This is a genomic window from Shewanella sp. LZH-2 (assembly GCF_016859145.1).
Lineage (GTDB): Bacteria > Pseudomonadota > Gammaproteobacteria > Enterobacterales > Shewanellaceae > Shewanella > Shewanella xiamenensis.
In genome coordinates this window covers 3,114,095-3,139,111 of sequence record NZ_CP069350.1, presented here as the reverse complement: position 1 = coordinate 3,139,111, position 25,017 = coordinate 3,114,095, and the positions used below count along the sequence as shown (strand labels likewise).

Below are 25,017 nucleotides of genomic sequence, written 5' to 3'. Positions count from 1 at the left end.
CTACTAGATTTTTGCAAAAATGAGAAGTTTTTAACAATATGATTTTAAATGGTTAATTTGGTTTTTATTTTAAGATTTATTTCGTTAACTTTGCGGAGTTGTCGATAAATGAGAATAGTTTTCTTCTAAAGAAAAACGGGGCTATCTTTAGCCCCGTTTGGTCAGTGTGTTAGCGACTGCACTCTTCGAGCAGATACGCTAAGTGGCGGTAGGAAATACCACTGTGTTGGGTCAAACCGACCTCGCACATACGGTTGGCGTAATAGCCTTCTTTAACCTCAACTGGGATTAACTTCTTAATATTGCGCAGGGCGCTGGCGTTGATTTCTGGCTTATATAAACCTTTTTCACCGGCGTATCCACAACATTCAATACCCGCAGGTTTGAGCACTTGCGCCGAGCAAGCATTAGCAATGGCTTGCATCTTAGGCTCTAACTTCATCTTGCGAGCACTACAACCTAAGTGCAAAGCAACATTGACCTTTTTGTTGATGGTCAGCTTGTCCAGCAGCTTGTCGTGCATAAACTCAACTAGATCCGTAATTTGTACCTGTGGGTTACCCGTGAGGGTGCGATAAGTACAAGATAGGGCATCGACTAACACTGGGATCTTGCCGCCATTGCTCATCTTGCTGACCACATCGATAAGCTCTTGGCGTTTGGCGTCGGCGTTTTTAAAGTCGCCTTTAGATTCCCACATTTGGCCGCAGCATAAATCGCGGGTCTTCTCTGGTGTAATAACGTTATAGCCCGCACGTTCGAGCAGGGTAACAACCACCTCTGGCAAGGTGCGATTATCCGGATCCTTAGGTGTTGGGCCAAAGGTACGGCCACCACAGGCTGGGAAGTAAACCACGGTTTCTTGGCCTGCTTTAGCTGGGGACGGTTTAGGCAGTTTGCCACCTTTCGGGAAGTCTGGATTCCAATAGGGCACTTCTTTAGAGAGTAAGCGGCCAGTTTTCATCAGCGCGTTGGTGATACCATCGCCGGTGATTTTATGGATAACCCCAAGTACATCAAAGCCCGTACTGATCACTTGGTTAACGGCGCCAAAGTGTTTGGCTTGGAAATCCAACACTTTTTGCTCAGTGGTGCTGATATATGGGGTGCGCAGTTTACGTACCAACTGACCCATGCTGTTGTCGACAGGGCAGGCGATAGTACAGAGCTGACAAGCCGCGCAGGTATCAATCACATCATACTTGGCATCGGCACGCATTTTCTCGGCGGCGGCTTTATCGCCAGATTGCTCTAAGCGCTCGATTTCACGCAGAGTCGCGATCCGCTGACGTGGCGAGAAGTTAAGTGCTGATGTTGGGCAGGTTTTTTCGCAGAAGCCACATTCGATACATCTATCAACAAAATCATCGACGACAGGACAGGGCTTAATATTTTTAACGTGGACGTTCGCATCATCGTTAAGAATAACGCCTGGGTTTAAAATACCCTGAGGATCAAACAGTTGTTTGATGTTCTTCATCAAAACATAAGCATCTTGTCCCCATTCTTTTTCAACGAATGGTGCCACCGCACGACCAGTACCATGCTCAGCTTTCATCGAGCCGTTGTACTTGTTAATCACCATATCGGCGATATCGTCCATAAAGGCATGGAAACGGTCGATATCGGCTTGAGTGGAGAAGGTCGGAGTAATGATGAAGTGGAAGTTACCTGCCAGCGCGTGGCCATAAATACAGCCTTCAGGGTAACCATGTTTATGGAAAAGCTCTGTGATATCGTGAGCTGCTGCGGCTAGATGTTCAAGCTCAAAGGCTACGTCTTCGATGATAACTGAGGTTCCCTTTGGACGCTCGCCACCGACAATGGGGAAAAGCCCTTTACGCATAGCCCAGTACTTGTCGTAAACCGCGGGATTGGTACTGAATTCCATCGGACGGATGAAGTCAAAACCAGCCAGTTTGGCGCTGACATCTTGGGTATAGCGTTCGAGCGTTTGAGCATCATCTGCGCGGGATTCAATCAGTAGAATCGCTGATAGGGCTGGTAGTTCTGACAACCAATCAGGCATGCCAGGCTTGCCGGTTACCGCTTTAATGGATGGCCAGTCGAGGAGCTCTGCCGCAGAAACGCTTTCACCATTAATGAGCGGAATGGCGCGTGCCGCATCTTCCATATTATGGAAGACGGCCATGGCTGAAGCTTTAAATTTAGCTTCATTCACGGTGTGATAAGTGACTTCATTAATGAAAGCTAACGTACCTTCCATCCCGACCATTAGGTGGTTAATAATGTCAAAAGGATCAGTAAAATCGATTAAGGAGTTAATACCGTAGCCAGTGGTATTTTTGATGGAATATTTTTTACGAATGCGTTCGGCTAATACGGTGTTATGGCGCGTTAGGTGGGAGAGCTCGCTCAGCTCTTGCAGTAATTTTCCGTGAGTCTTGGCAAACTCAGCCTTAGATTTTTCACAGCCAGTATCGAGTTCTGTGCCATCTGCAAACAACAGTTTTGCCGATGCGATGGTTTGGTAACTGTTTTGCGCCGTACCACAGCACATGCCTGAAGCGTTATTGGCGACAATCCCGCCAATTTTTGCAGAAGCGATTGTCGCTGGATCGGGGCCGATTTTGCGATTCAGTGGCGCTAGCACAGCATTCGCGTCTGAACCAATAACGGCGGCACCTAAGGTAATTTGTTTTGCATCGCTACTGACTTCAATCTTTCTAAAACCATCATGGCCAAGGATAAGTAGTATCCCTTCACCAATCGCTTGGCCAGATAAACTGGTGCCTGCTGCTCTAAATGTGACGGGCGCATTATGCTTGCGGGCAACGGCTAAGGTGAGTTTTACCTGTTCTAAGGTCTCGGCATGGACAACAACTTCGGGCACGATTCTGAAGTAGCTGGCATCGGTAGACCAAGCAAAACGACGGACGGGATCATCCGTCACCGGACGATCACCTAATTGTGTTCTGAGATCACTGATGACCTCTTTGTAGTTAATCGACATAACATCACTCTCTTTATCTTATAGAAGAAAGTCGAAGTCACTCGGCGTGACTTCGAACAAGATGGATTAGAAGCCACCCCAAAGTGTTGCGATAGTGCCTGCAAGTAAGGCGTAGCCAAGGGCAACAGGCATTGTTTTACGAATAATTTCCGACTCTCTACCCGCCATACCTACTACAGTTGCTGCGGCAACCACGTTCATTACGCACATCATGTTACCGGCGTTTGCACCGATACCTTGCAGTGCCAATATCAGCGTATGGTTCATGCCAACATTATCAGCCACACTGTATTGCAGGCTTGAGAACATCATGTTTGAGAACGTCGCTGAACCTGACAGGAAGGCACCAAAAATCCCCACGATAGGCGCCATCCATGCCCATACCGCGCCCATTGAATGGCCCAACATATCGGCTAAGGCCACTGGCATAGAGGCTAGTCCAGCACCATTAGCACCTGAGTTTAAGAAGATTTTCACCATAGGTACTGAAGCACCTAATGAGATAATGGTCGGCAACATCGACTTACATGAAACACCGATGGATTGCTTAATCGCAGGACTTTTCATTTTGAACAGGAAGAAACCGATAATACACACTGCGACGAAGAAGGCACCAGGGGCGTATAAGGTCGCAAAGCTCGCTTTAAGCTCAGTACCCATCAGGCCTGTCCAGCTAATGTTGAAACTCGATAACCAAGCTTTCAGTGGCGTGACTGTACGAGATAACACTAACAGTGCAGCCATGATGATATAAGGTGTCCAGGCGGCAATTTGTGAAAACTGGGCTTTCGCTTCGATCTTCACACCTTCTTGGTTGTCATTCTCTGCGAAATCATTCCAAGGTGTTTTAGGCAGTAGGTAGCCCTTACGCGCAACAGGGATCACCAGTGCCATACCGATTAATGCACCAATAACCGATGGGAATTCAGGGCCTGCAAGGTAGTTAATAATCCAGGCGGGGACAGTAAAGGCAAGACCTGCGAAAATCGCAAATTTCCAAATGGCTAAGCCTTCTTTAAAGGATTTGTTGCGGCCAAAGAACCCAGTCAGCATCGTCACCATAACCAGCGGAATTAATGAACCTGTGATTAAGTCGATAGTGATCATATGCATTACGATATATCGAGCATAACCCGCATAGGTTCCACCATGGGCAGCAAACTGCTCAGCAGCCATGCTTACACCACCTTGAATAAGACCCTGTTCCATCCCAAAGAGCACGGGTAAACCAATTGCACCAAATGATACGCAGGCTGAGTCAGCAATTAAGGCGACTACGGCGGCGGCGACAGGAGGTACTCCCAGTAATACCAGCAGTGGCGCGCCAATGGCGGCTGGCGTACCAAAGCCAGCGCTACCTTCGATAAAGGCACCGAATAACCAACAAATAATAATCACCTGTACACGGGCATCGGCACTGATGTTAGTGAAGCCTGCTCGGATAGTATCCATTGCACCTGAATATTTCAGAGTATTAAGTAGGAATACCGCACCGAAGATGATGGTTAATGGCGTGATCGCTGACAGCAGTCCTTCAAGAACGGATGCGGCCAATAGAGTGGTATCCATTTGCCAAATAAATACGGCGGCGATGGCCGTAACTACCATGGAAATGGGCATAGCTTTTGACGCGGGCATTCTCAGTAATACAAGAAAGATCATTACACTGAGCACTGGCGTCAAGCTGGCGAGGAGTTGGAGTATTGTCATGCTTGCCTCTACATAAAGTGGTCTGTCTTATTTTTTATAGGAATCTTATTGGTGCTTCGATATCAGAACTTATGGTGGATAAATCAGCAGTATTCACTACTAATAATCACTGTTACGACATTCTGTGGTGTGTACTAGACGCTATTCGGGGTTGAACTTATATGATCTAGATCATTTTGACTGCTGTATGAAATGCTAATTTACAGTGCTGCGGGAGGCTTCTCTCATAGGATTTCTTCAACTGTGACCAATGTCACTTAAAGAGTGGTTTGTATATTCCTATGCTCAGTAATTAATTTAACTTGTATGCTTTTTAGTTATAAAAAATCAGATCTTCACTAAATTAGCGATCAGTATTGCAATTAACTGATCCATTTATTTCATTAATGGGCACTTAATGAATTTTTAAGACAATATTAAGGTGTGATCTATGTCACGCAGGTTTTCATTAAAAGGAACGGTGGTTTTTAATGATTTATTTTAAATTTATGATTTTTATTATTTTATATGATTTTTAGATGGAAATTTTTAGTGTGACTTAGCTCACATTTTATCGGGTGGGGAAATTGAGCGTGAGCAATGTCACTTTATGAAATATGAGTTAATCTGAAATTTAATAACGGTTAATAAAGCTGTTTACAGCAATGCAGCTGCACAACTCCATTTTGTTAACAACTATAGTCAGTCATTATCTATATTTTTTATGGTAGGTTGCTTGAGTTAAGCTTCGCATCATCTCCTCGTACAAACTCAAAACAACTTACTGCCCCAGCCAAGTTTGCTTCGCAACACATGGAAGTAATTATGGCCTTTAGGATGGATAAGCCTAAGTTGCTCAGAGCTGCGGCGCACGATGATCTCATCGCCGGGTAATACTGCTAAATGCACATGGCCGTCACAGCTAACCTCAAGGTTTTCGCCATTTTCAGGGGAAACCACCATCTTAATGGTGCTGCAAGCATCGACCACAATAGGGCGGCATGACAAGGTGTGTGGAAACATCGGGACTAAAATTAATGCCTGTAAATTGGGGGTGAGAATCGCCCCACCTGCTGACAGTGCATAGGCGGTTGACCCCGTGGGAGTGGAAACTATCATGCCATCGGCGCGTTGGCTGTACATGAATTGATTGTCAATATAGACCTCAAATTCAATCATGTGAGCGATCTTACCCGGATGCAGCACCGCTTCATTTACCGCGGTATTACTGGCTTTTAGCTGTCCATGGCGATAGACCTCTGCCTCAAGTAAAAAACGGTGCTCGGTATCAAACTCACCATCGAGCACTTTAGCGAGCGCCTCTTCGAATGCATCCGGTGGTAAATCCGTTAAAAAGCCAAGGTTGCCACGGTTTACACCAATCACGCCCACATCGAAGCGCGCCAGCACTCTGGCGGCGCCGAGCATATTGCCATCACCGCCAACGACTATCGCTAAATCACAACGCTCGCCAATCTCTAATAAATCAACCGCCACAATTTGTGGGCCTAACTCAGTTGCTACCCGCTCTTCTACGAGGACTTCATAACCTTGCATCGTCAGCCAGTGGTGCAGACGTTTGAGGGTTTGATTTGTCCCTGGATGATGCGGCTTACCAATTAGGCCAATGGTGTGGAACTTTGTGGTCATATTTATGCTAGATCTGGCCTTAGGCCTTGAAACGTCAAAATTGATCCCCATAATATGCCCAGAGTATTTAGAAACAAAGCATTTTTAGCTGGAGTGAAAATGAGCAACGAGTCGATTAAAGCAGAACAGGATCTGATCCAAGAGGGTGTAGAGTCTGAAGTTTCTACCGAAGAAGCAAGTCTGATTGATGAGCTTACCCAAGCCAATTTCCGTATTGAAGAGCTGGAACAGTTACTCGCTGACGCTTTGGCGAAAGTTGATGAGCAAAAAGATTCAGTAATACGTGCAGCTGCCGAAGTGGATAACATTCGTCGTCGTGCTGCGATGGATGTAGAGAAAGCCAATAAGTTTGCTCTGGAAAAATTCGCCAACGAATTGCTGCCAGTGATAGACAATATGGAGCGAGCGCTGCAAGGGACTAATCCGCAAGATGAAACCACTAAAGCTATCTATGAAGGTGTTGAGTTAACACAAAAGAGTTTGTTGACCGCTGTGGCGAAATTTGGTGTAAAACAAATCGATCCTCAAGGACAAGCCTTCAACCCTGATCAACATCAAGCGATTGGTATGCAACCAAGTGCTGAATTCCCAGCCAATACTGTGATGTTAGTAATGCAAAAAGGCTATGAACTGAATAGCCGTTTATTGCGCCCAGCCATGGTGATGGTGTCTCAAGGTGGTCCTAGCCAAGAGTCTGCTTCGATTGATATTGAAGCGTAAGCGATAAAACGTTAAACCAATAAAAAGGACTGCAGATGCAGTCCTTTTTAGTTTAAAAATTTTATTGTAAGTTAATCAGTAGCTTATTTTTCATAAACTGGGAGCAAGCTCCCTTGAGCTTAATTGGCGAGATAGGCATTAATCTGCGCTAACATGCCTTCGGCATCGAGTTGTAAGTCATGGATCACTTCTTCTGGTGATCCATGTTTAATAAACTCATCGGGCAAGCCAATTTGTAGTACAGGTTTAGGCATTTTAAGCTTTTGCAGAAGCTCTAGCACACCTGAGCCAGCGCCGCCCATAATGGCGTTTTCTTCCACTGTGACGAGCACATCGTGGGTTTGCGCCATCTCTTTGACTAAATCCACATCCAGCGGTTTCACAAAGCGCATATCGACCACTGTCGCATCTAAAGTCTCTGCGGCAGTGAGTGCTGCGGCTAAGGTAGTCCCGAAGTTAAGCATCGCGACACGTTTGCCTAAACGCTTAATCACCCCTTTACCAATTGGCAGCGCCGTCATGGCTTCAACTTGAGTCGCACCTGTTGCACTACCTCTTGGATAGCGTACCGCGCTTGGACCTGCATCATAGCAATACCCGGTATACAGCATCTGGCGACATTCATTTTCATCCGATGGCGCCATAATCACCATATTTGGAATACAGCGCATAAAGCTTAAATCAAACGCCCCTTGATGGGTTGGGCCGTCGGCGCCGACAATACCTCCACGGTCAATCGCAAATAGTACGGGTAAACGCTGCAATGCGACGTCGTGGATCAGCTGATCATAGCCGCGTTGCAGGAAAGTCGAATAAATGGCGACCACAGGTTTATAGCCCTCACAGGCAAACCCTGCGCCTAAGGTCACCGCATGTTGCTCGGCAATGGCTGCATCAAAATATTGTTTTGGGAAGCGCTGCGAAAACTCCACCATACCCGACCCTTCACGCATGGCAGGGGTAATGCCTAAGACTTTTTCATCCTGCTCAGCGATATCACATAACCATTTGCCAAACACTTGGGAAAAGGTTGGTAGTCCCGGCTTAGTCGCTGGCTTCTTAAACTGTGATGGGTCAAATTTAGGGACGGCGTGCCAACCGATAGGATCTTTTTCTGCTGGCTCATAACCGCGACCTTTTTTGGTCATAATGTGTAGCACTTGTGGCCCCTTGAGATTGCGCATATTGCGCAGGGTTTCCACTAGGGCATCGACATCGTGGCCATCGATAGGGCCGATATAGTTAAAGCCTAATTCTTCAAACAGTGTGCCAGGAACCACCATGCCTTTGAGGTGTTCTTCGGTGCGCTTGGCCATTTCTTTGATAACAGGCATGCCCTTGAGCACTTTCTTGCTGCTTTCACGAATCGTGGTGTAGAAGCGGCCTGACATCAATTGGGCTAAGTGATTGTTGAGTGCGCCGACATTTTCTGAAATCGACATTTCATTATCGTTTAGCACCATCAGCATATCATTGTGCAAATCACCCGCGTGGTTCATTGCCTCGAACACCATGCCGCCTGTCATTGCACCATCGCCAATCACTGCAACCACTTTACGGCCTGCCTGTTCTTTTTCGGCTGCAACGGCCATGGCTAATGCGGCACTGATGGAGGTGCCTGAGTGGCCTACGCTAAAGGTGTCGTATTCACTTTCTTCCCGCCAAGGGAAGGGGTGTAAACCGTTCTTTTGCCTAATGGTGTGCATTCTATCACGGCGACCAGTGAGGATTTTATGGGGATAGGCTTGGTGACCAACATCCCAAATCAAACGGTCAAACGGGGTGTTATAGACATAATGCAGGGCAACAGTCAGCTCGACTGTGCCAAGCCCAGAGGCAAAATGTCCGCTGGACATGCCAACGGACTTAAGAAGGAACTCCCGCAACTCATCGGCCAATTGGGGTAATAGGGCCTGTGGAAGCTGGCGGAGTTCATTAGGTGTGTTGGCCTGTGCCAACACCGGAAACTGAGAAATGTCCAAACTCATAGCGAGATACTTCGTCTCTTTTTATATTCTTCGCTCAATAATATAGCGGGCGAAGTCTGCAATTAACTGGCTATTGTATGGCAATTTAGCCAGCGCTGATAGTGCCTCTTGGATCAGTTGCGCGGCGGTATCTTTTGCGCCTTGCAGTCCAAGTAGTTGCGGAAAAGTACTCTTATTTGACTCGGCATCTGAGCCTTGAGGTTTGCCGAGTTCTTCCGTGGTGGCAATAATGTCCAGAATATCGTCTTGGACTTGGAAGGCAAGTCCTACGGCATGGGCAAATTCCATCATAGTCTGATATTGATCTTTTGGCGCGTTCGCGGCAATCAAGGCTAACTCAACAGCGCAGCTGATCAGCGCCCCTGTTTTCATATTATGCAGTTGAGTTAATGCTTTAAGATCAATGTGCTTATCGGTGGAGGCTAAGTCGATGGCTTGACCGCCACACATCCCCCGATAACCAGAGGCTTTTGCCAATGCTCTGACCATAGCGATATGTTGCTCGCTGGTAATCCCTGGCACGGCTTCAGTCACAATCTCAAAAGCTAAAGTTTGTAGTGCATCCCCAGCAAGAATTGCGGTGGCTTCATCGAAAGCGATATGCACTGTGGGTTGACCACGGCGAAGTGCATCATCATCCATAGCGGGTAAATCGTCATGGATTAACGAATAGGCATGGATGCATTCAATCGCGGCGGCGCAGGCATCGAGTTTTTCAAGTGTTACACCAAACATTTGCCCGACACTGTAAACCAAGAAGGGACGAATGCGTTTTCCCCCTAAAAGGGCACCATGGGTCATCGCGGCTTTTAACTGAGGAGCTGTATCTTCGAGTGTACTAAAACGTTGTTTTAATTGGTTATCAACTCGTAGTTGATATTCTTTTATTGCATTGACTAACACGCTTATTCGCCCTCAACGGCATAGGGAGATAGGGGCGCATTTTCATCCTGCTTGAGTAAAATGGCCACTTTTTGCTGAGCTTGTTCAAGTTTTGCCTGGCTGTTACGCACCAGATTGATGCCTCGTTCAAATTGTTTTAACGCATCATCGAGAGAGACATCGCCCTGCTCTAACTCAGCAACGATGCGCTCGAGTTCACCAAGGGATTCTTCAAAACTGAGATTTTCGGGTTTCTTTGCCACGTTAATAATTCCTTTGAAAGAGCGGACACAAGGTATATCAGGGCGGCTCAAGGGTCAAATTCAGTCGATGGATATTTGCTCGATAGCACGCTTTGTTGCTGAATTTTTTTCAGAAAATAGAAATTGCCACTAAACTTGCTTAGAGCTTGTCCGATAAATGACAATAGTAGCATTATGCTTATAATCATCTTAAGACATCATAAAATAAGGCTTGGGTTAAGACCAAAGTGTTACCGTTGACGGATGACATTTAGTGTTATTTTGCCAATAGAGTCAGTATCATGTCGTTTATACAGAATATTGAGGAGCCGTTGTGGATTTAGCTACAGTTATTGGACTAGTCGGGGGCTTTGGTTTTATCCTTTGGGCCATGATGACCAGCGGCGGCATTGCCATTTTTATCGACGTCCCCTCTGTTTTTATCGTATTCGGTGGTTCCTTCTTCGTCGTGATGATGAAATTCAATTTAAAACAGTTTTTAGGTGCGGTTAAAATCGCAGTAAAAGCCTTTATGTTTAAAATTGATAAACCTGAAGATCTTATCGAACAATCAGTGACGATGGCTGATGCGGCGCGTAAAGGTGGATTTCTTGCTCTTGAAGAAGCACAAATTTCAAACAGTTTTATGCAAAAAGCCGTCGATATGTTAGTGGATGGTCATGACGGTGAGGTGGTGCGTGCCGCGCTTGAAAAAGATATCGCCCTCACCGAAGAGCGCCATCGCAACGGCATCGCCATTTTCCGGGCTTTTGGTGACGTAGGACCCGCGATGGGGATGATTGGTACCCTAGTGGGCTTGGTGGCGATGTTATCCAATATGTCGGACCCGAAATCGATTGGCCCTTCAATGGCGGTTGCGTTGTTAACTACCCTATATGGTGCGGTAGTGGCTAACATGGTGTGTATTCCTATCGCCGATAAATTAAGCCTTAGAATGGGTGAGGAAATGCTAAACCGTAACTTGATTATGGATGCGGTATTGGCGATTCAAGATGGCCAAAACCCTCGAGTAATTGAAGGCTTTTTGAAAAACTATCTTGCTGAAAAACAGCGGAAAATCGATACAACGGACGGAGAGTAGCCCATGGCTAAGTGCAACTGTCCACCGCCCGGAGCACCACTCTGGTTGGCAACATTTGCCGATTTGATGTCCCTCTTGATGTGTTTCTTCGTGTTGCTGCTGTCATTCTCCGAAATGGATGTGATGAAGTTTAAGCAGATTGCAGGTTCGATGAAGTATGCATTTGGGGTGCAAAACAAAGTCGAAGTCAAAGATATTCCTAAGGGGACGTCTGTGATTGCCCTCGAGTTCCGTCCTGGTCGTCCCGATCCCACGCCGATTGAGATCATCAACCAACAAACCAATGAAATGACCGAACCCACGTTGGATTTCCAAGCGGGGGAAGATGATAGTGCGGGTGGGGTACAACAACAGAACGGTTCGCAGCGAGGTGGCGAAGCAACGGCTACAGCTCAAGAAACCGCAGATGCAGTGAAGGCCGAGGCTGCGGCAGCGCAGGATAAAATCAATCAGCAAGTGAAAAAAATGGCGCAGGAGCTCAATAAAGAGATCACCGATGGTGCGATTGAAATTGAGTCACTTGGACAGCAAATTATTATTCGCATCCGTGAAAAAGGTTCATTTGCCTCAGGCTCTGGTTTCCTGCAACCGCGGTTTAAACCCGTGGTGCGTTCGGTGGGTGAGTTGCTCAAAGATGTGCCGGGAATTATCACCGTATCGGGTTATACCGACGATATGCAGATAAGTGATGAGCTCTATAGCTCAAACTGGGATCTCTCCAGTAAACGTGCTGTAGCTGTGGCTGATGTGTTATTGCAGGTCAAGGGTTTTGATCCTAAACGGATGAAAGTGGTCGGTATGGCCTCAAATAATCCAATTGTCTTAAATGATTCGCCTGAAAATCGCGCGCGAAATCGTCGAGTTGAGATTGCGATTGAACAAGGTAAGGCAAAAGAATCCGAAGAAATTCAAATAGGTAAATAGCTTTTAATCCAAATCAGTTATTTGATAAAAACGCCGTGACTTGCTCACGGCTTTTTTATTTGGGCTTTTTTGACTATAAGTTCAACTGTGCGTAAGCGCACGCCACGAGCAGCCCTAGTGTGGAAACAGGTGCGCCAATCGCCGTGAGTTTGTTATAATCCGGCGATTATTCTTTTAACCAATTTTGCTGTTGCCAAAATTGCCCGCGGAAATCCCATGAAGTTTATTGTAAAGCTGTACCCAGAAATCATGATGAAGAGTAAGCCTGTGCGCATGCGCTTCACTAAAATGCTTGAAACCAACATCCGTAACGTGCTCAAAAAAGTTGATGAAGATGCTAAAGTGCAACGTCAATGGGACCGTATTTGGGTAAAGGTGCCAAATGATAAACCTGAATTAGCTCAGGCCTTTGGTGAGCGTTTAGCTTGTATCCCTGGGATCGCCCACGTAGTGCAAGTGGATGAATACAGCTTTACGTCAGTTGATGATATTTATCAGCAAGTGTTGCCCGTTTACCGTGACCAAATTGCCGGCAAAACCTTCTGTGTACGCGTCAAGCGCACTGGTAATCACGATTTTAACTCTATTGAAGTAGAGCGTTATGTCGGTGGTGGTTTAAACCAGTTTACCGATGCGATTGGCGTGCGCTTAAAGAACCCCGAAGTCACTGTTAACCTCGAAATCGAGGGCGATAAACTGTATATGGTGACTAAGCGTATCGAAGGCTTAGGCGGTTTCCCAATGGCAACGCAGGAAGATGTGTTGTCGTTAATTTCGGGCGGTTTTGACTCGGGCGTATCGAGTTATCAATTTATTAAGAAGGGCGCTCGTACCCATTACTGTTTCTTCAACCTAGGCGGCGCGCAGCACGAGATTGGCGTTAAGCAGGTTGCTTACCATTTGTGGAAAACCTATGGTGAATCCCACAAGGTGAAGTTTGTGTCCGTGCCGTTTGAGCCTGTGGTGGCCGAGATTTTAGAGAAAATCGACAACGGTCAAATGGGCGTGGTGCTCAAACGGATAATGATGCGCACCGCTGCACGTATTGCCGAGCGTATGGGCATTCAGGCGATTGTGACTGGTGAAAGCTTGGGTCAAGTGTCGAGCCAAACCTTAACCAACTTAAACGTGATTGATCGTTGCACCGATATGTTGATTTTGCGTCCGCTGATCACTATGGATAAGCAAGATATTATCAATGAATGCCGCCGTATCGGCACCGAAGATTTTGCTAAGTCTATGCCGGAATATTGCGGGGTGATTTCACAAAAGCCGACTGTTAAAGCGGTACTGGCTAAGGTGGAAGCGGAAGAGACGAAATTCTCTGAGGATTTGATTGACCGTATCGTAGAGCAAGCCGTGGCCATTGATATCCGGGAGATAGCAGAACAAATGAATACCCGTATCACTGAAACTGAGACCGTTGTTGCTATCGACACCAATGAAGTGGTGATTGATATTCGCGCCCCAGAGGAAGAAGAGAATAAACCGCTGGAGATTGAAGGCGTGGAAATCAAGCGTATTCCTTTCTTCAAATTAGCGACTCAGTTTGCCGATCTCGATAAGCAAAAGACTTACCTGCTGTACTGTGAGCGTGGCGTGATGAGTAAATTACAGGCACTTTACCTGATTGAACAAGGTTATCACAATGTTAAGGTTTACCGCCCTTAAGCGATAGCCAGCAAAGCGTATGCAAGGTCAAACCTCAGGTTTGACCTTGATATGCAGCAATCTACGGGACAAACGAATACAAAAAAGCCGCATTGGAATGCGGCTTTTATGTTATTGCGAAGCAGTGCAATTTACTCGGTTTTGACCACTTGCTGTGCTGGTAACACCTCATCGGCAATCAATAAGGTGGGATCTTGCAGCGCTTCTTGGTGCATTTTTTCCATCGTTGCCGTCAGTTCGGCATTGATACTTGTTTGTAAATCACTGGTGTCGATAATAATTTCGGCATTGATAACATTAGCGTAGACATTGGCACTGAGTGCGCTGACTAACACTAACGCAAAAGCAGATTTTAAATTGAACATAGTCGCCTCCGGGCTGACAAAGTATTGCTGTCAGACATTCCCATCACCCGTTCGAGATTGTCCAACTCATGTGTTTCGTTGGCGCAAAATTTAATCAAAAACGCTGGCCTTTACAAACGATTAAATGTAACAATACGGATTAGAAAAACTAATTAAAAATTGAGATAGAGATCACTATGTCAAGACGCTTACCACCACTGAATGCGGTTAAAGCATTTGAGGCCGCCGCACGGCATTTGAGCTTTACTAGAGCGGCTGAAGAATTGTTTGTGACTCAGGCTGCGGTGAGTCATCAAATTAAAGCGCTGGAAGATTTTCTCGGATTAAAATTATTTCGCCGAAAAAATCGTTCACTGCTGCTAACCGAGGAAGGCCAGAGTTATTTTCTCGATATTAAGGACATCTTTATTCAATTGGCTGATGCGACCGATAGGCTGCTTGCACGTAGTGCTATTGGTTCGTTGACCGTGAGCATGTCGCCAAGCTTTGCGATTCAGTGGCTGGTGCCGCGTCTGTCCAAGTTTAGTGAAAAGAATCCTGATATTGACGTACGGATCAAGGCGGTGGACACAGAGGCCAGTTCCTTAACTGACGATGTTGATGTCGCGATCTATTATGGTTTAGGCAATTGGCCTGGGCTGCGGGCCGATAAACTTCGCAATGAAGTGCTTATTCCGGTGTGTTCACCCATGCTGTTAAATGGCCCTAAGCCGCTGTCGAAGCCGGAAGATTTAAAACACCATACACTGCTACACGATATGAGTCGCCACGATTGGCAGGCGTGGTTTAGACAATGCGGTATTACCGATATCAATGTGAATCAAGGTCCAATTTTCAGTCATTCTTCCCTCGTCTTGCAGGCGGCTGCCCACGGTCAAGGTGTGGCCTTAGGTTATAGCGTGTTGGCTCGGCCCGATATTAAGGCGGGGCGACTGGTATGCCCATTCCAAGAAGTGTTAGTGAGCAAAGATGCTTACTACCTCGTATGCCAACAGAATCATGCCGAGCTGGGTAAAGTGGTCGCGTTTCGTGAGTGGATGTTAGATATGTTTGCCGAGGAGTCACGCAGTGAGTTGTTGCCCGGATAATCCCTCGGTAAATGTTGCACTAAGTGCCCATGTGTTAGAAGGTGAACCCTCAGAGATCTTGATTTTATTTGCCCATGGCGCGGGAGCGAATCGAGACTCAGACTTTATGTGCCAAATGGCAGCAGGTCTTGTCACCAAGGGCTTTCAAGTGATGCGTTTTAACTTTCCCTACATGCAGGCTAATGCCATGGATGGTAAAAAGCGACCGCCAGACAGAGCGCCAAAGCTGCTTGCCTGTTTTAGCGAGATGCTCGATGTGGCGCACGCTCAGCCTAAGGTTAAGCGGGTGGTCTTGATGGGCAAATCCATGGGCGGACGCATGGCGGCGTTACTTGCTTGTGATAGCGTACAAGCCAGCCGTATCGATAGGGTTATTTGTTTAGGTTATCCCTTTATTCCGCTTAAGGGCGGTGAGCCTAGGTTGGAACCCCTGAACGACTGCCAAGTGCCCGTGTTAGTGCTGCAAGGGGAGCGGGATAAGTTTGGCGGTAAGATGCAAATCCCTAGCTGGCCACTTAACAATGATATTCAAATTGAATACTTAGCCGATGGGGATCATAGTTTTGTCCCAAGAAAGTCGTCAGGTACGACTGAAGCGGCTAACCTTGCACTGGCTGTTGATTTATCAGCAAAATTTATTGGCTAATGTTTCTTCTTGATATGACGTAAAGTGCTCAGAGCCTGGATTAACGGCTCGGGCGTCATCCGTTGTAAAGCCTATTGGTTTTTGGAGGTTAAAATGCGTAAAGGATTGTTGTTACTCGCCGCGGTAAGCGGATTTTTTGCGGTCGCGCTAGGTGCTTTTGGTGCCCACGGTTTAAAAGCCGTGGCGCCCCCAGAGTTGATTGAAGTGTTTAATCTTGGGGTGCAATACCACTTCTACCATACCTTTGCCTTGATTGTGGTTGCTTTTGCGGGGCAGTGGTTAACCTCACGTTTACTCGATTGGGCGGCGTATTTATTTATTGCGGGTATAGTGCTGTTTTCTGGCTCGCTCTACGGTTTGGCGCTGGTCGGCAGCAAATGGTTTGGCCCTATCACGCCGATGGGCGGCGGCTGTTTCCTCTTAGGTTGGTTATTGCTGGCCGCGGCCGTATGGCGCCATAAAGTGGTGGATGGTAACGAGTCATAATGCTTGTATGGCGCAGCCACTGCGCCGTGCGTCCACGCAGCCAATAGCACAAAAGCCCGATAGCAAATCGGGCTTTTGTGTATTGAAATTGCTATACTGGCGCCCAAATCGATAGTCGGCCATGTTTATGGCTTGGATTTCTTAAGGATCTCCATGAAAAACCTATTTTTATTTTGCCGTGCAGGCTATGAGAAAGAATGCGCAGCAGAAATCCAACAGCGAGCGGCTGAGCTCAATGTGGGTGGCTTTGTTAAGGCCAACAATAACGATGCCTATGTGGTATACCAATGTTTTGACGATGATGGCGGCGATACCTTGGCCAAGCAACTGTCGTTAGATTCGCTGATCTTTGCTCGTCAGATGTTTGCCGCGAGTGAACTGCTAGCCGATTTGCCCGAGTCTGACCGTGTCAGCCCGATTGTGGCAGCGCTTAGTGAGGTGAGTAAAGCGGGCGAGCTGAGGGTTGAAACCCCTGATACCAATGAAGCAAAAGAGCTGTCGGCATTTTGCCGTAAGTTTACTGTGCCTTTACGCCAGCATTTGAAAAAATCCGGTAGTTTACTCGCTCAGGAAAACCCTAAGCGTCCGATTATTCATGTGTGTTTTGTTGGCCCAGGACGCGCCTACGTTGGTTATTCCTTCAGCAACAACAGCTCACCCTATTTTATGGGGATCCCGCGCCTGAAAATGGCCGCCGATGCACCAAGTCGCTCAAGCCTGAAACTCGATGAAGCATTCGCGCAGTTTGTGCCTAAAGATGCGCAGGAAGAGCGGGTTCGCAGCGGCATGAATGCAGTGGACTTAGGCGCTTGCCCAGGTGGCTGGACCTATCAGTTAGTGCGTCGTGGCATGATGGTCTCTGCTGTCGATAATGGCCCGATGAACGAAAAACTAATGGAAACCGGACAAGTGAAACATTTCCGTGAGGATGGTTTCCGCTTCGAGCCACAGCGTAAAAACATTTATTGGTTAGTGTGTGACATGGTTGAAAAACCGGCGCGTGTAGCCGAGCTGATTGAGGCTTGGGCCATCAATGGCTGGTTTAAAGAAGCCATTTTCAACCTCAAGCTGCCGATGAAGAGCCGTTATAAAGAAGTGATGGCGATTTTGAATACCATGCAGGAAATCCTCAAGGAAAACGGCATCAACGAATTCCAGTTGCAGTGTAAGCATTTATACCATGACCGCGATGAGGTGACGGTGCACTTATGGCTTAAGCCTAGCCAGCCTTGGAACTAATCGGCAGTTCTTTACCTCTATTTTAGTGAGTTAAGCCCCAAGTCATGTTTGGGGCTTTTTATTGGCTGTTCTGCTAGGACGTGTTGACGTTTCGAGATTAGATTTTGTTCGTTCAGGCAAGCACGTGCTCGCGAAACGAGGAATGATGTGTAGTTTACTCAAATGACGAGCGGCTCTTATGACAGAAAGTAAGAGCAAGGGCTTGCCAGACGAACCCTTCGGGCAGCATTTGGCTGACGTTTCTGCTGCGTTATCGTCCGTTTAGGTAGAATAACTACACTGTACGGACTTTGCCTTGCATAAAAGCCAGCCCACATTGCTGCAAAAATAACCCTGAAACGTCAACACGCCCTAAATGGCGGCCATAAAAAACGCACCCTAAGGTGCGTTTTTTGTTTCGCGCAAAGCGATTATGACAGACGGTCAAGCACCGCTTGAGTGAAGTCAGTCGTACCGTGGGTGCCGCCTAAATCGCGAGTCGTACGGTCGCCTTCTTCAATCACTGCCGATACGGCTTTACGGATCATGTCGGCTTTATCAGCCATGCCTAAGTATTCCAGCATTTGGATAGAGGCTAAGATCACAGAGGTTGGGTTTGCGAGGTTTTTACCCGCGATATCTGGCGCGCTGCCGTGAACCGCTTCGAAAATCGCTGCATCACGGCCAATGTTGGCGCCGGGTGCCATACCTAAACCACCGACTAAACCGGCACACAGATCCGACAGAATGTCACCAAACAGGTTGGTGGTCACGATGACGTCGAAGTTTTCTGGGTTCATCACTAACTTCATGCAAGTCGCATCGACGATCATTTCTTCGGTTTTGATGTCTGGGTAGCGTTGGCTCACTTCACGGGCCACTTTCAGGAACAGGCCTGAGGTTGACTTCATGATGTTTGCTTTGTGCACGATAGTGACTTTCTTGCGGTTTTCTTTACGGGCCAGTTCGTAGGCGAATGTCGCGATTTGCTCAGCGCCTTGGCGAGTGACGATACTGGTCGCTTCTGCGGTGCTGCCGTCTTCAGACACTTTTTGACCGTGGCCTGAGTACATGCCTTCGGTGTTTTCACGCACTGTGATGATATCAATGTTTTCATAACGGGCTTGAGTGCCTTTGAAAGACAACACCGGACGCACGTTAGCGTACAGGCCGAATTTCTTACGTAATGTCACGTTGATAGAGGTAAAACCTTCGCCTACAGGCGTAGTTAGCGGGCCTTTGAGGGTGATGCGGTTTTTTTCGATCAGTTCTAAAGTACGCTGCGGAAGTAGTTCGCCTTGCTTCTCGAGAGCGGTTAAGCCTGCATCGGCAAATTCATATTCAAAATCACAACCTGCTTTATCAAGAATTTTTAAGGCTGAATCAATAATACTTGGGCCAATTCCATCACCTGGAATTACGGTTATCGTTCTTTTTGACATGGAGAAGTCCTTCCACGGTTCGTCGTTACTGCAATTGTCCGACCCGGGATCAGCCGGGTAACATGACTATGAATTTGGTGTTTTTTCTCACTATTATTTTAACCGTCTTTGGTCAAACTTCACAGGAAATAGTGAGCAATGTCACGATTTTTTATTGGGTAAAACTTGTAAAAATACTGGGTTATAACGATGATGGAGAGCCAATGGTTAAAAAAGTCTACTTTAGTCTAACAACTATATAAAAGAGGAAGACATTGAAGTTATTACCTATCACATCGCTAGTGCTGTTATCCCTCGGAATATTGCCGCATGCCCATGCTGAAACTAGCACTAAACCGCTTACCCTGACCGACATTATGCATTTTGAGTCCCTCGAAAAGCCCGTTATCGCTGACAATGGTCAGGTGCTGGCGGTTGAGGTGGCGCCGGATCGTGGCGATAGCCATGGTTTAATTAAAAATCTGCAATCAGGAAAAGACTTTCAGATTGAAGGCGGCTCAGATCCTATCGTGAGTCACACTGGCCGTTATGTGGCGATGGCCGTTAAGCCTAGTTTGCTTAAAGTTGAAACCAGCGATGCTAAAGCTAAGAAAAAGCTTAAGGCCGATATGGTGTTGCTCGATACCCAAACGGGCACGCAAACCAAATTTGAACGGGTAAAAGAATTTGTCTTTAGCGACGATGGCGCGCATTTAGCCATTTGGTTTGAAGCCGACGAAGAGGCCAAAAAAGACGCCAAAGAGAAAACCGAAGGCACTGATGATAAGCCCAAAGCCGAGAAGGTGAAGGTCGATAAGTTCGACCAAGGCCGTCGTTTGAGTTTAGTGAATTTGTCTTCACCATCGCAGCGGCTGGATCTGGAGCATGTGACCGCCTATCAGATTGATAAAGACAGTCGCCGCTTGGCCGTCGCGGTTAATGATATCGAAGCAAAGCAACATCAATTGCAACTAATTGATTTGAAAAACTACAAAAAATCAACGGCATTTGATTCTCAAACCCAACAAATTGGCGCGCTAGCACTTTCAAAAAATGGTCGCTGGCTGGCCTTTACTCAAGGAGATGCGAGTGAATTACCCTATGGCCGCAGCTATCAGCTAAGCCTAGTCGATATCGCTTCGGGCAAAATTCGCCCTGTGCCAAACACCAAAGAGTGGACGTTAAACCGTTACGCCAGTTTAAACTTCTCGCTAGACAGTGAGCGACTCTTCTTTGGCCGCGTGCCCGAGGTGAGCCAGCAGCTTAGCTTGAAGAAAATAGCTGAAGAAAAAGATCTTTACGATAAGGATATTGTGACTGGCCAGCGCGGGCTTAAAGTCTGGCATGGGGACGATCCGCGGATTAAACCCCATGAAATTAAGCAATATGAGGCAGAGCAAAAGCGTACTTATTTAGCGGTACTGCATTTAGGCTCTAACAATGTGGTGCAGCTTGGCGATAAAACGGTGCCGGATGTCACCCTGTCACAGCATAAGCGTTTTATGCTGGCAAGCTCTGACTTACCCTATCGCAAGATGATCACTTGGGCAGGGTTCTATCAAGATTATTATTTGGTGGATATCAATACGGGTCGCAAGTTGCCGCTGTTAACCCAACAACCCAGTGATGCTGAGCCAAGCTTATCGGGCGACGGTAAATATGTGGCCTATTATCAGCAAGGTCATGTGTATTTATACGATATTGCCGAAGGTCGCCGCACTAATCTGACCCAGTCTTTAAAGGTGAGTTTTGCCGATGAAGATCATGATTCTCCCTCCAATGCGCCGGGTTATGGTTTTGGCCCTTGGCTTAAGGACGATGCCGGCTTCCTCGTCTACGATAAATTCGATGTGTGGCAGTTTAACACCGCATCGAAAACGGGCTTTGCCTTAACAGCAGGGCAGGGACGCACTCAAAAAATTCAATATCGTGTTGAAGGTTTAGTCGATAATCCCGATGAGCCAACGACGCTTGCCTACAACGCCACTGTGCTGCTGCATGGTTACAGCGACAAGACTAAGGCCGATGGTTTTTATCAAGCGACCCTTGGCGAAGCGGGCGTTAAGACCCTGATGGAAGGCGAGTATAAGCTAACTGTGCTTGGCCGTAGTAAAGATGCGGATACCTTGGTGTTTTCTAAGGAGCGATTTGATCTCTTCCCCGATTTATACACCGCAAGCTATCAAGCACCACAACAAGCTGTGAAGCAAACCGATTTTGATAAGCAGCGCCAAGCCTTTAATTGGAGCCAAGCCGAATTGGTGCATTGGACCAATGGCGATGGCAAGCCGCTCGATGGTGTGTTGATAAAACCGACCAATTATCAAGCGGGCGAGCGTTATCCTGTGCTGGTGTACTACTATGAATTGATGACCGACAGACTGCATGCCTTTCCGCAAATGAAGGTTAACCATAGACCTAACTTCGCTTGGTATGTCAATAATGGTTACGCGGTATTCTTGCCGGATATTCGTTTCGATATCGGTTATCCCGGTGCCAGCTCAGTACAAACATTGACCTCGGGCGTGCAAAAGCTTATCGATATGGGCGTTGCCGATGCTAACGCCATTGGTTTACAAGGGCACTCTTGGAGCGGTTATCAAACGGCATTTGCCATCACCCAAACTAAGATGTTTAAAGCCGCCGTTGCTGGTGCACCAGTGGCGAATATGACCAGCGCCTACAGCGGTATTCGCCATGGCACCGGCATTGCACGCCAATTCCAATATGAAACGGGCCAAAGCCGCATAGGTGCAAGTTTATTTGCAGCGCCACAAAAATACATTGAGAACTCGCCCGTGTTTTATGCCGATCGCATTCAAACGCCGTTGATGATCATGTTTGGCGATAAAGACGATGCGGTGCCTTGGGAGCAAGGTGTTGAAATGTACTTGGCGATGCGCCGTGCGGGTAAAGATGTGGTGTTTTTACAATATGAAGATGAACCCCATCATCTGAAGAAATACCCTAATAAGCTCGATTACAGCATTCGGATGATGGAATACTTCGACCATTATCTTAAAGGTAAACCCGCGCCAACTTGGTTAAGCCAAGGCGAAGCCTATGTCGAATATAAAGCCGATGATGAGTAATCGTCTGTTTTAGGTTTATCTATAAGCAAACGCCACCATAAGGTGGCGTTTTTTATGGCAAAAAGGGCGCGAGCTAGCTCATTGAAATAGTCCTTTTATCCCCTTGGAATTACCATGGCTCACCTGTTTGGCATTAGCGTAGTCTGTAAGTTTTAAAGAAATACAAAGCATGCTTTGGGGCAAGAAGAGCGTTAAATATTGGAAGACGAATATCATTGCTTGGTTATTGAATGCAGACCATATTTAAGGGCGAACCATGGTATTTGCTCAACGACACGGTGAATAGAAATCTAGGATTTCTAAGCTTATGAACGAGAGCCATGGATGGCGAACAGGCCGTTAAACAGGGATGTTGTTCAAGTCCATCCGTGGATGCTCGACCGCCCCGTCTGATGTGAATGGATTCACGAATGCCGCGGTGGCATGGATGCCAAAGAGCGGCCATGGGGCGGACGGTCGTCTCGCTAATCACCATGGCAAACCTGTTTAGCATTAGTTTAGTCTGTAAGTTTTAAAGAAATACTAAGCAGTTTTGGGACAAAAAGCGTAATAGACCCTTTGCTCTAACTCGTCAGTTTCGGATTAAAATTTCTATGGGTTTAACGCCGCGCTTTTCGGCTGGTTTGGAGTGCAGCGAAAAACCAGTCCGACAACAGTGCCTTGTTAGCAATTATGGCTACCATCGCTCACCTAGCTCTCCATCTTTTAAATAGTATTTTTTTCCATCAAGAATACTTTTTAATATTGCCTGAATATGAATTGGTTGGTTTCCAATATCTAATTTCTTAGCGTGCTCTCTAAGAGCCTCTAAATCTATAACATCACTAAAGGTCTCTTCATCAATCTGAACGTAAGGCCCGTTAGTTGAATCACTACCTGAGTTTCCAATTATTTCAGCCACTCTAATTGTGCCATTTTCATTGCTCAATACTTTTAACATGAAATCAGAAGTCCTTTCTTTTGAGGATCTTTTCAATTCGTAGAAAATATGTGACTCAAGATGGTTTTTGATATATGCCCTTTCAGTAAGAGCCTTAATTGCAACCTCTTGATAATCAATTTCAAGCTCTTCTAGCTGTTGTTTAGTGACCCATTGCTCATCATGACTTTTCCCATGCACTTGGCCTCTAATTTTATAAAGAATATCGGCTGCTATAGGGGCGCTTTGTTCTCTGCCAATCAAATATTTGATCAATGTATATTTATTGTGACTCTCAGAGATAACCTTATTTGTCAGCCAATTCATTTGGCGATATAGGTCCTTGGACATAAAGGCCAAATTACTTTCTTGTTCCAATATTAGCTTGTCAGAATTAAGAAATTCATCATAAATGCTAGCCAGAATATCAGAACTATTATCAGTGCATGCTTTTGCATAATTCGTCATCATTTCAAAAAATCGACCTTCGGCGTCTTCTGCAATCACACTTTCAAGAAATTCTTTTCTGTTAATTTTTCCAGAGATAAACTCAAGAATATCTTGGTCTGAAAGGTAACCAATTGGTGTTGTGTAGTGAAATGCAACATGAAGCCTTTGAGGTGCAGACACCCGACCGGCGGAATCTGCATCAGAAACTCCATAATGAGAATACCCTCCTGAAGCAAGAAGCGGAAAGGTGTCACCAAGAAGCCCCTCTAGTAGTTTACGATCCATTTCGTTAAATACATTTAGAATAAAATCTCGTTCATTTTTGAATGATCCTACAATATCTTCAGGCTTATCCATCATTAGACCGTCATTTGAATATCTTCTGCCGATGTATGCTTCTGGCGATTTCTTAATATGCTCGTACACAGAATTTGCTTTAGTGGCAATTATTGATAAAGAGAAAAGGTCTGAAAAACAAACTTGCCCTTGAATCTGTTCCAGAACAAACCTTAAGTGATTAAAAAACCTTTTTAGCTCTCTTGGGTTTTTGATTAGGTGTTTGAAATAATTATGATAAATCCAACTCAATCTATCTTGATCACTCTCAAAACTATCAGTTAGGTTTTTATCGCTTAAGTTTTCCAGCTCAACATTTGCCAGTTCGTTCATACTTCGTTCAGAAATTACAGGTAGAGGAACCCTGAGCTGTATTATCTTGTTGATATATTCGGAAGCATTAACTATGTCATTTTTATCTAAAACAGAGACAAGATAATTTGAATCAAAAGCTAACAGAAATGATGTTCCAGAAAAGTCTGCTACGGCTTTAACAAGACGTAACACTTGAAATGTTTCAGATGGGGTCAACCTATCAATATCATCTATCACAACAATTATTGGTTTTTTAATCTCTTGTATTGCAGATACAACCTTTTTCTTTTTTCCGAGCAAATCAAGCTTCTTCAGCTCTGCAATCTTCTTACTTGAATCTCCAAACTTAGAAAATACTTTTTCAAAAATTGATGCCCAAGGCTCTGCACCAGGAACGAGCTTTGCGACACTAAAAAGGCTTGAATATGCAATTAGCTCCTTGGCTGCTTTTAAGGCTACTTCAGAACTGTCTTTAATATTTAGCTGTGATGAAAATTGAAGTAAGAAATCTTGAATTAACGATTCCGGCTTACCGGCCAACCAAGGGTTATACTCAATAATAATTGGAGCAGATTCTTTTTCATTTAAAGCGCCTTTGACAAGGTTGATTACTGACGTTTTTCCATAACCCCATTCACCCTCCAAAGAAACAGTTAAACAATCATCATCATGATTCAATAGAAGTATATTTGCTAAATGGTTTGCAAAGTCGAGTCTATTTAGTAAATCAGGATCGTTGAGTCCACCCTGTATCGGTTGGTCGTTATGGTACTTTCCCATTCATAATTCCATTATTTGTAAAGATTGCTAACGCTTTATAGATGGACTTTTTCCATCTT

The 25,017-nt window shown here is 45.9% G+C and carries 18 protein-coding genes; 9 read left to right on the top strand and 9 right to left on the bottom strand.

Translation table 11 applies throughout. From position 1 onward, the window contains the following. Positions 1 to 169: 169 nt before the first annotated feature. From JM642_RS13840 to nadK, 3 genes are all read right to left on the bottom strand, one after another. A complete protein-coding gene (locus JM642_RS13840; RefSeq protein ID WP_203431997.1) occupies positions 170 to 2,974 on the bottom strand; it encodes an FAD-binding and (Fe-S)-binding domain-containing protein in 2,805 nt (934 codons plus the stop codon). Positions 2,975 to 3,040: 66 nt separating this feature from the next. Then, positions 3,041 to 4,684 (bottom strand): L-lactate permease, encoded by a 1,644-nt coding sequence (locus JM642_RS13835; RefSeq protein WP_047535865.1) that lies wholly within the window; start codon positions 4,682 to 4,684, stop codon positions 3,041 to 3,043. 750 nt (positions 4,685 to 5,434) lie between these two features. Continuing rightward, positions 5,435 to 6,313: an NAD(+) kinase gene (nadK, locus tag JM642_RS13830; protein ID WP_086023973.1), complete on the bottom strand. Its 879-nt coding sequence runs from the start codon at positions 6,311 to 6,313 to the stop codon at positions 5,435 to 5,437. A 99-nt stretch (positions 6,314 to 6,412) separates the two neighbouring features. Here nadK and grpE point away from each other — a divergent pair, with 99 nt between their 5' ends. Then, a complete protein-coding gene (gene grpE / locus JM642_RS13825) occupies positions 6,413 to 7,033 on the top strand; it encodes a nucleotide exchange factor GrpE (protein ID WP_037416074.1) in 621 nt (206 codons plus the stop codon). A 119-nt stretch (positions 7,034 to 7,152) separates the two neighbouring features. Here the strand turns inward: grpE and dxs are convergent, their stop codons facing one another. From dxs to xseB, 3 genes are read right to left on the bottom strand one after another with little or no spacing between them, the layout of a single operon-like run. Next, positions 7,153 to 9,021 carry a 1-deoxy-D-xylulose-5-phosphate synthase gene (gene dxs, locus JM642_RS13820; protein WP_172590075.1) on the bottom strand — a complete coding sequence of 623 codons (1,869 nt, stop codon included), beginning with the start codon at positions 9,019 to 9,021 and terminating at the stop codon, positions 7,153 to 7,155. A gap of 21 nt (positions 9,022 to 9,042) precedes the next feature. Next, on the bottom strand, positions 9,043 to 9,924 hold the full coding sequence (ispA, locus tag JM642_RS13815) for a (2E,6E)-farnesyl diphosphate synthase (RefSeq protein WP_203431996.1): 882 nt from the start codon (positions 9,922 to 9,924) through the stop codon (positions 9,043 to 9,045). A gap of 2 nt (positions 9,925 to 9,926) precedes the next feature. Next, positions 9,927 to 10,166, bottom strand: coding sequence for an exodeoxyribonuclease VII small subunit (gene xseB / locus JM642_RS13810; protein ID WP_011623480.1), 240 nt, complete (start codon positions 10,164 to 10,166; stop codon positions 9,927 to 9,929). A 313-nt stretch (positions 10,167 to 10,479) separates the two neighbouring features. Here xseB and pomA point away from each other — a divergent pair, with 313 nt between their 5' ends. The 3 genes from pomA (at position 10,480) to thiI (ending at position 13,842) form a co-directional block, all read left to right on the top strand. Next, positions 10,480 to 11,247 carry a flagellar motor protein PomA gene (gene pomA / locus JM642_RS13805; protein WP_037416085.1) on the top strand — a complete coding sequence of 256 codons (768 nt, stop codon included), beginning with the start codon at positions 10,480 to 10,482 and terminating at the stop codon, positions 11,245 to 11,247. Positions 11,248 to 11,250: 3 nt separating this feature from the next. Then, positions 11,251 to 12,171 carry a flagellar motor protein MotB gene (locus tag JM642_RS13800; RefSeq protein WP_037416086.1) on the top strand — a complete coding sequence of 307 codons (921 nt, stop codon included), beginning with the start codon at positions 11,251 to 11,253 and terminating at the stop codon, positions 12,169 to 12,171. A 216-nt stretch (positions 12,172 to 12,387) separates the two neighbouring features. Beyond that, entirely contained in the window at positions 12,388 to 13,842 is a 1,455-nt protein-coding gene (gene thiI / locus JM642_RS13795; protein ID WP_203431995.1) for a tRNA uracil 4-sulfurtransferase ThiI, read from the top strand. A 131-nt stretch (positions 13,843 to 13,973) separates the two neighbouring features. On the opposite strand, the gene JM642_RS13790 is transcribed toward thiI, so the two are convergent. Continuing rightward, entirely contained in the window at positions 13,974 to 14,207 is a 234-nt protein-coding gene (locus JM642_RS13790; RefSeq protein ID WP_037416521.1) for a hypothetical protein, read from the bottom strand. Between the two features lie 176 nt (positions 14,208 to 14,383). Between JM642_RS13790 and JM642_RS13785 the strand changes: the two genes are divergently transcribed. The 4 genes from JM642_RS13785 to rlmM all read left to right on the top strand — a co-directional run bounded on the left by JM642_RS13785 (position 14,384) and on the right by rlmM (position 17,666). Then, the gene (locus tag JM642_RS13785; RefSeq protein WP_037416523.1) at positions 14,384 to 15,295 is read left to right on the top strand and encodes a transcriptional regulator GcvA; all 912 of its coding nucleotides are present in this window, start codon (positions 14,384 to 14,386) and stop codon (positions 15,293 to 15,295) included. Further along, positions 15,276 to 15,941: an alpha/beta fold hydrolase gene (locus JM642_RS13780; protein WP_069454567.1), complete on the top strand. Its 666-nt coding sequence runs from the start codon at positions 15,276 to 15,278 to the stop codon at positions 15,939 to 15,941. Before JM642_RS13785 ends, JM642_RS13780 begins: the two co-directional genes overlap by 20 nt. A 93-nt stretch (positions 15,942 to 16,034) precedes the next feature. After that, positions 16,035 to 16,427 (top strand): DUF423 domain-containing protein, encoded by a 393-nt coding sequence (locus JM642_RS13775; RefSeq protein ID WP_037416529.1) that lies wholly within the window; start codon positions 16,035 to 16,037, stop codon positions 16,425 to 16,427. A gap of 153 nt (positions 16,428 to 16,580) precedes the next feature. Next, a complete protein-coding gene (gene rlmM / locus JM642_RS13770; RefSeq protein ID WP_047535846.1) occupies positions 16,581 to 17,666 on the top strand; it encodes a 23S rRNA (cytidine(2498)-2'-O)-methyltransferase RlmM in 1,086 nt (361 codons plus the stop codon). A gap of 410 nt (positions 17,667 to 18,076) precedes the next feature. On the opposite strand, the gene JM642_RS13765 is transcribed toward rlmM, so the two are convergent. Then, positions 18,077 to 19,087 carry an isocitrate dehydrogenase gene (locus JM642_RS13765; protein WP_037416541.1) on the bottom strand — a complete coding sequence of 337 codons (1,011 nt, stop codon included), beginning with the start codon at positions 19,085 to 19,087 and terminating at the stop codon, positions 18,077 to 18,079. A gap of 254 nt (positions 19,088 to 19,341) precedes the next feature. Between JM642_RS13765 and JM642_RS13760 the strand changes: the two genes are divergently transcribed. Beyond that, positions 19,342 to 22,158 (top strand): prolyl oligopeptidase family serine peptidase, encoded by a 2,817-nt coding sequence (locus JM642_RS13760; protein ID WP_203431994.1) that lies wholly within the window; start codon positions 19,342 to 19,344, stop codon positions 22,156 to 22,158. Positions 22,159 to 22,834: 676 nt separating this feature from the next. Here JM642_RS13760 and JM642_RS13755 read toward each other — a convergent pair. After that, complete coding sequence (locus tag JM642_RS13755; RefSeq protein WP_203431993.1) at positions 22,835 to 24,958, bottom strand: P-loop NTPase fold protein; 2,124 nt, start codon at positions 24,956 to 24,958, stop codon at positions 22,835 to 22,837. Between the last annotated feature and the right edge of the window lie 59 nt (positions 24,959 to 25,017).